The sequence below is a fragment of the Nocardiopsis listeri genome (assembly GCF_020741345.1).
Taxonomy (GTDB): Bacteria; Actinomycetota; Actinomycetes; order Streptosporangiales; family Streptosporangiaceae; genus Nocardiopsis; species Nocardiopsis listeri_A.
The window spans coordinates 1-7,290 of sequence record NZ_DYZD01000095.1; the positions used below are offsets into that span (position 1 = coordinate 1).

General features: G+C 69.7%; 6 protein-coding genes. All 6 read right to left on the reverse strand.

Annotation, left to right across the window (positions count from 1 at the left end):
• Positions 1-99 precede the first annotated feature (99 nt).
• The gene (locus tag K8V84_RS06030; RefSeq protein ID WP_304071513.1) at positions 100-987 is read right to left on the reverse strand and encodes an alpha/beta hydrolase; all 888 of its coding nucleotides are present in this window, start codon (positions 985-987) and stop codon (positions 100-102) included.
• Between the two features lie 111 nt (positions 988-1,098).
• The gene (gene proB / locus K8V84_RS06035; protein WP_304071519.1) at positions 1,099-2,262 is read right to left on the reverse strand and encodes a glutamate 5-kinase; all 1,164 of its coding nucleotides are present in this window, start codon (positions 2,260-2,262) and stop codon (positions 1,099-1,101) included.
• A 98-nt stretch (positions 2,263-2,360) separates the two neighbouring features.
• On the reverse strand, positions 2,361-3,725 hold the full coding sequence (gene obgE / locus K8V84_RS06040) for a GTPase ObgE (RefSeq protein ID WP_304071516.1): 1,365 nt from the start codon (positions 3,723-3,725) through the stop codon (positions 2,361-2,363).
• Between the two features lie 161 nt (positions 3,726-3,886).
• Positions 3,887-4,144 carry a 50S ribosomal protein L27 gene (gene rpmA, locus K8V84_RS06045; RefSeq protein ID WP_304071517.1) on the reverse strand — a complete coding sequence of 86 codons (258 nt, stop codon included), beginning with the start codon at positions 4,142-4,144 and terminating at the stop codon, positions 3,887-3,889.
• 13 nt (positions 4,145-4,157) lie between these two features.
• Positions 4,158-4,469 carry a 50S ribosomal protein L21 gene (rplU, locus tag K8V84_RS06050; RefSeq protein WP_304071520.1) on the reverse strand — a complete coding sequence of 104 codons (312 nt, stop codon included), beginning with the start codon at positions 4,467-4,469 and terminating at the stop codon, positions 4,158-4,160.
• A 273-nt stretch (positions 4,470-4,742) separates the two neighbouring features.
• Positions 4,743-7,290, reverse strand: a 2,548-nt coding sequence (locus K8V84_RS06055; RefSeq protein WP_304071518.1) for an Rne/Rng family ribonuclease, incomplete at its 5' end; no start/stop codon positions are given.

A 7,290-nucleotide genomic window follows, 5' to 3' on the forward strand; every position in this document is an offset into this window, starting at 1 on the left:
GGTTTCCTGATGAAGCGCCTGCCCCTTTCCGTGGTCAGGAGGCTGTCCTGAGCGAAGCCCACGACACCCCGCCCACCGAACGCGTCCCCCGGAGACGTTTCACAGTTCCTCGACGGTCCGCATGATCCGCGCCCGCGCCTGACCCCCTTCGGGGATGGGGAGCAACGGATGGATGTGGAGGGCCCCCTCCTCCTCGAACAGACGCACCTCTCCCCCGGCCCGGGTCACCTGGTCGTACAGCCGACGGGTGTCCGGCCAGAGCAGGTCACGGGTGCCGATGTACAGGTCCGTGGGCGGCAGACCGGCCATCGGACCGTATATGGGACTCAGCCGGGGTTCGGTCAGGTCGTCGCCGCCCGCCCACTCCTTGGCGGCCTCCAGGAGCCCGACCGGGTTGAGCCAGGGGTCCGCCCCCTCCACCTCCAGGATGTCGGGGTTGGACATCGTCAGGTCGAGCCAGGGAGAGATCAGGACCAGCCGCGACGGAGCGGGCAGGTCGACCTCCGGCAGCGTCTGTGCCAGGGCCAGGGCGAGCCCGCCTCCGGCGGAGTCCCCGGCCAGCAACGTGCGCGTCGGATCGACGTCCGTCATCAGCTCCCGGTACACCTCGTGCAGGAACCCGAAGGCCTCCCGGTAGGTGTGTTCGGGGGCGAGTCCGTAGATCGGCACCTCCACCCGACACCCGGCGTCGACCATGCGCGAGATCAGGACCCCGTGCCAGCCGGAGATCTCGCTGACGTAGGTACCGCCGTGCAGGTACAGCACGGCCTTCTCCGGTTCCCTCACCCCACGGGGGCGCACGGTGAAGGAGGAGAATCCACCCACCCGCCGACGTGTGATCCAGTGCCGTCGGGTGAGCCAGGGCGGAGCGGAGGGTTCTTCCTTGGGCTCGTTCATCCACTCACGAGCGCCCTCCACGGACCCCATGGGTCCCTTGCGCACCACCCTCAGCCCCAACGCCAGCAGGTGGGTCACCAGACTCGACATGGGTGTCACCCTCCTCAGGACATCCTGCTCCGACCCTTTCACGGACCGACGACAACACCCGAGAAGGGCGCACACGGCGAGGAGGGATCCGGGGCGCTTCGACCGGAACCGTCAGAGGAGCACCAGGTCGTCGCGGTGCACCAGCTCGCGTTCGTAGGTGGGACCCATCTCACGGGCCAGCCACCGGGTGGAGCGCCCCATCAGGTCGGGGACCTCGGTGGCGTCGTAGTTGACCAACCCCCGAGCGACAACGGTGCCCGACTCGTCGCGCAGATCGACCGGATCGCCGGCGCTGAACTCGCCGTGCACCTTGACCACACCGGCGGGCAGCAGCGACGCCTTCTCCTCGACCACCGCCTTCACCGCTCCCGGGTCCAGGACCAGGCTCCCCCGACCGGCGGTTGCGTGCGCCAGCCACAACTGTCGGGCGGAGGGGCGGCGACCGCCGGCCGGGGCGAAGAACGTGCCCACCCTCTCCCCCGCCAGGGCGGCCCGGGCGTTGGCCGCCGAGGTCAGCACGGTGTGCACACCGGCCTCGGTGGCGATGCGCGCCGAGTCCACCTTGGTGACCATGCCACCGGTACCGACGCCGCGCTTTCCGGCGCTGCCGATGTCGATGCCGTCGAGGTCCGCGCGACCTCGGACCAGATGCACCACCGAGGTGCCCTCGTCCGCCGGGTTCCCGTCGTAGAGGGCGTCCACGTCCGAGAGCAGCACGAGCGCGTCGGCGCGCATCAGGTGGGCGACCAGGGCGGCCAAGCGGTCGTTGTCGCCGAACCGGATCTCGTGGGTGGCCACGGTGTCGTTCTCGTTGACGATCGGCACGGCTCCGATGTCGAGCAGTCGGCGCAGGGTCCGCTGGGCGTTGCGGTGCTGGACGCGCCGCATCATGTCCTCGACGGTGAGCAGGACCTGGGCCGCGGTGAGTCCGTGTCCGGCGAGTTCCGCGGTGTAGGAGGCCACCAACAGCCCCTGGCCGACACTGGCGGCGGCCTGCTGTGAGGCCAGGTCACGAGGGCGCCGGGCCATGCCCAGCGGGCTCATTCCGGCCGCGACCGCGCCGGAGGAGACCAGGATCACCTCCTGTCCGAGGGTGCGGCGCGCGGCCAGCACCTCGACCAGGTCCCGGATGCGTCCGGCGTCGATGAGTCCGTCCGGGGTGGTCAATGAGGAGGACCCCACCTTGACCACGACCCTGCGGGCCTGGGCCACGGAACGGCGGCCGGCCGCCTCCAGGGGTTCGACGTGCTGTTTCCGGGTGTCTGCGCTGTGCACCACGAGGGACTTTCCATCCGTGGCACGGCGCCCGCCCGGGCGCCGTGCGCTTGCCTGTGTGGATTCGGCTGGTGTGGAGCGGTCGGTCCCCGCGCGGGTCAGCCCAGCCGGGCGTCGGTTCCGCGCGGGCCCGACGGGACGGCCTCGGCGTCCAGCGAGTCGTCCCAGTCGAAGACCACCGAGTCCTCTTCGGTACCGATGCGCACCTCGGCCCCCTGGGTGGCGCCGGCCTTGGCCAGTGCCCCCTCGATACCGAGCCGGTTGAGTCGTTCGGCGAGGTAACCGACGGCCTCGTCGTTGGAGAAGTCGGTCTGGCGTACCCAGCGGGCCGGCTTGTCGCCACGCACCCGGAAGACGTTGTCTCCCAGCGGGACCACCTCGAAGGGCGTGTCACCGATGAGCTTGGGCCGCAGCACGATGCGGGTGGGTTCGGCCACCGGCTCGTTCCGTCGCGCGGCGGCGACCTGCTCGCCGAGCGCGTAGGAGAGTTCGCGCAGGCCCTCACGAGAGGCCGCGGAAAGCTCCATGACCTTGTAGCCGCGCTCCTCCAGCATGGGACGGACCATGTCGGCGAGCTCTCGGGCGTCGGGTACGTCCACCTTGTTCAGGGCGACCACACGCGGGCGGTCGGACAGGTCGACGCCGGTCTGCTCCCCGTAGGCGGCCAGTTCGGCCTCCAGGGCCTCCAGGTCGCTGACCGGGTCGCGACCGGGTTCGAAGGTGGCGCAGTCCAGCACGTGCAGCAGGGTGGAGCAGCGCTCGATGTGGCGCAGGAACTCCAGACCCAGGCCCTTGCCGTCGCTGGCTCCGGGGATGAGCCCGGGCACGTCGGCGACGACGTACTGGACCGAGCCCGCCTCCACCACGCCCAGGTTCGGGACGAGGGTGGTGAACGGGTAGTCGGCGATCTTGGGCCGGGCCGCGGACATGGCGGCGATCAGTGAGGACTTGCCCGCGCTGGGGAAACCGACCAGACCCACGTCGGCGATGGTCTTCATCTCCAGACGCACGTCGAGGCCCTCACCCTCCTCGCCCTTGAGGGCGAAGCCGGGGGCCTTGCGCTTCTTGGAGGCCAGCGCGGCGTTGCCGAGACCGCCGTTGCCGCCCTGGGCCAGTACCAGGCGGGTGCCGTGACCCACCAGGTCGGCGATGACCTCACCGTCCATCCTGGTGACCACGGTGCCGTCGGGCACGGTCAGGACCATGTGCTCGCCGTTGGCACCGGACCGGTGACCGCCCTGGCCGGGCGTTCCGTTCTCGGCGGCGCGGTGCGGCCTGCGCTGGTAGTCCAGCAGGGTCGCGGTCTGGGTGTCGACCTCCAGGACGACGTCGCCGCCCCGGCCGCCGTTTCCACCGTCCGGTCCACCCAGCGGTTTGAACTTCTCACGGTGTACGGAGGCGCAGCCATGCCCGCCGTTCCCGGCCTTGACGTGCAAGACCGCCTCGTCGACGAAGTCAGGCATTGCTCTCCCCGTAACTCGTGGGGCCACCGCCTCCTGGCGGGGCCGTGATGCGACGTGCCACCCGCGCGATGCGCGCCGTCCTCGAAGGGACTCCCTAGTGACAACGCGAAGGGCGGGCCAGTGTTCCCTGGCCCGCCCCGAAGAAACCGTCGCGGCTCGACCTAGACGGCGGCCGGGACGATGTTCACGGCCTTGCGACCGCGGAAGTTACCGAACGCGACCTCACCGTCGACCAGGGCGAACAGCGTGTCGTCGCCACCGCGACCGACGTTGGCGCCCGGGTGGAACTTGGTGCCCCGCTGGCGGATGAGGATCTCACCGGCGGAGACGGTCTGACCACCGAAGCGCTTCACGCCGAGGCGCTTGGCATTCGAATCGCGACCGTTCTTAGTGGACGAAGCGCCCTTCTTGCTTGCCATTTCTCCAGGCCTCCTACTTCGCCGCGATGCCGGTAACGCGCACCTGGGTGTGCTTCTGGCGGTGACCCTGGCGCTTCTTGTAACCGGTCTTGTTCTTGTACTTCATGATGTTGATCTTGGGGCCCTTGGTCTCACCGAGGACCTCGGCGGTGACCGTGTAGCCGCTCAGCTTGTCCGCCTCGCTGACCACGTTGTCACCGTCGACCACAAGGATGGGCTGCCACGTGAGGGTGGCACCGGTCTCCTCGGAGACCCTGTCGATGTTCAGGACGTCGTCGACAGACACCTTCTCCTGTCGGCCGCCCGCTCGCACGATCGCGTACACCGGGGAACTCTCTTCCTGCTCGCTCAACGAAAAATGCGCTCACTCATGACCGTGATGCCACGATCCACGAATCGCCTGTAGCGGGGCGCGGGGATCTGAGGGAAACAAACCCACCTGGTGGAGAGCACTGCGGTCTCGGGGCGCGCGAACACTTGGGGCGCGCCGACGCACCGTCCATCAGATTACCACCGCCCTGGTACAGACCCGCACAGTCGGTCCGGTCCGGACCCGGTCGTTACCGGGTCCGGACCGAGCTCTCATCCCGCCTCGGCCTCAGCCCGCGTCGACGGCGGAGCCACCGGTCGGTGAGGTCACCGCCGTCTTGGTCCGCCGGGTACGGCGACGCTTGGGCCGTTCGGTGGCGTCTTCGTCGTCACCTTCGGCGGGGGTCGGGGTGGCGTCGGCCGAGTCGGACTCGTCGCCGTCCGCCGTCGCCTGCTCACCCTCACCGCTGTCGACCTCGGCGGCCTTGCGGGTGGTGGTGCGCCGGCGGGTCCTCTTGGCCGGGGCCTCCTCGACCGGGGTCTCGGCGGCCTCCGAGGGGGCCTGCTCCGTCTCGGGGGCGGCGTCGGCCTCCTGGGGCGGCGTCTCCACGGTCTCCTCAGCGGCCTTCTTCGCCTTGGAGGTGCGCTTGCGGGTCCTCTTGGCGGGGGCCTCCTCGGCCGCCGTCCCGTCCGAACCCGCGGCGTCGGTCTCGCCGGTGTTCACGGTCGACTCGGTGTTCTCCTCCACCGCGTCGGCCTGCTCGCCCTTGGCGGCCTTGTCGGCGCCCTTACGGCTCCGGGTGCGCTTGGCGGGCTTGTCGCCCTGCTCCGCGGTGTCCTCGGCCGCCTCGGCGGGCCGGTCGACCTGGTCGTTCTTGGCCGCGGGCTGCCCGGCCCTGTCTTCCTTGCCGGACTGCTCGGCCTTCTCCGACTTGTCACCGGATGCGTCGGCCCCGGACTCGGAGTCGCCCTTGCCCTTCTTCTTCTTGCGGCCGTTGCCGTTGCCGTTGCCGCCACCGTTGCCGCCGCCCTTGTTCTCCACCGGCTCGGAGGAGAGCACCAGGCCACGGCCGTTGCAGTGGTCACAGTTGTGCGAGAACGCCTCCAGCAGTCCCTGACCGACCCTCTTGCGGGTCATCTGGACCAACCCCAGCGAGGTGACCTCGGCCACCTGGTGCTTGGTTCGGTCCCGGGACAGGCACTCCAGCATCCGACGCAGCACCAGGTCGCGGTTGGACTCCAGCACCATGTCGATGAAGTCGATGACGATGATGCCGCCGATGTCGCGCAGCCGCAGCTGGCGGACGATCTCCTCGGCCGCCTCGAGGTTGTTCTTGGTGACCGTCTCCTCCAGGTTGCCGCCCTGGCCGGTGAACTTGCCGGTGTTGACGTCGACCACGGTCATGGCCTCGGTGCGGTCGATGATCAGCGAACCACCGCTGGGCAGCCACACCTTGCGTTCGAGGCCCTTGTTGATCTGCTCGTCGATCCGGTAGGCGGAGAAGACGTCCCGGTCCTCGGTCCAGTGCGATAGCCGCTCGGCGAGGTGGGGCGCCACGTAGTCGACGTACTCGTGAACGGTGTTCCAGGCCTCGTCGCCGGAGACGACCAGGCTGGAGAAGTCCTCGTTGAACACGTCACGGACGACCCGGATCGTCAGGTCCGGCTCGCTGTTGAGCAGGGACGGGGCGCTCGCCGACTTGGACTTGCGCTTGATGGAGTCCCACTGCTTGGCCAGGCGCGTGATGTCGCGCTCCAGCTCCTCCTCGCTGGCGCCCTCGGCCGCGGTGCGCACGATCACGCCGGCGCCGGAGGGCATCACCTTCTTGAGGATCTGCTTGAGGCGAGCGCGCTCCTTGTCGGGGAGCTTGCGGCTGATGCCGGTCATCGAACCGCCGGGCACGTACACCAGGTAACGGCCGGGCAGGCTGATCTGGCTGGTCAGGCGGGCACCTTTGTGACCGACCGGGTCCTTGGTGACCTGCACCAGGACGGACTGGCCGGACTTGAGCACCGACTCGATCCGCTTGGGCTGACCCTCCAGGCCGAAGGAGTCCCAGTTGACCTCGCCCGCGTACAGGACGGCGTTGCGGCCCTTGCCGATGTCGACGAAGGCGGCCTCCATCGACGGCAGCACGTTCTGCACCCGGCCCAGGTACACGTTGCCCACGTAGGAGCGGTGCGTGGCACGGTCGACGTAGTGCTCGACGAGGACGTCGTCCTCCAGGGTGGCGATCTGGGTGCGGTCGCCGATGCTCCGGATCACCAGGTCGCGCTTGACCGCCTCACGGCGGGCCAGGAACTCCGACTCGGTGACGATCGGGGCGCGGCGCCGGCCCTGCTCGCGGCCCTCGCGGCGACGCTGCTTCTTGGCCTCCAGGCGCGTTGATCCGCGGACCGCCTGGACCTCGTCCTCGATGGGACGTTCCTGGCGGGGCTCGCGCACCTTGACCACGGTGTTGGGCGGGTCGTCCGGAGTGCTCTCACCGCTCCCGGACGAACCGGTTCCGGTTCCCGATCCGGAGCGACGGCGACGCCGACGGCGCCGACGGCTACTGCCGTGCTCGCCCTCGTCGTCGGAGTCGTCATCGGAATCGGCGGAGGGCTCGTCGTGTCCTTTGCCGTCCTTGGCGTCGGAGCCCTTGGTGTCCTTGTGGCGCTCTTTGGCGGTGTCCTCGTCGGAGTCGGCGGAATCGAAGTCCTCACCACCGTTGTCCTCGGGGCCGCGCGACCGGCCACGGCCACGACCGCCACGGCGACGGCGACGGCGACTGGGACGCTCCTCGGAACCGGTCTCCTCGGCGGGGGCCTGGGCCTCGGTCTCGGAGTCCTCGTCG

What these genes read in the sequence shown, in the direction of transcription:
- K8V84_RS06030 (WP_304071513.1), bottom strand. Translation starts at nt 987, where the DNA reads ATGTCGAGTCTGGTGACCCACCTGCTGGCGTTGGGGCTGAGGGTGGTG.
- obgE (WP_304071516.1), bottom strand. Translation starts at nt 3,725, where the DNA reads ATGCCTGACTTCGTCGACGAGGCGGTCTTGCACGTCAAGGCCGGGAAC.
- rpmA (WP_304071517.1), bottom strand. Translation starts at nt 4,144, where the DNA reads ATGGCAAGCAAGAAGGGCGCTTCGTCCACTAAGAACGGTCGCGATTCG.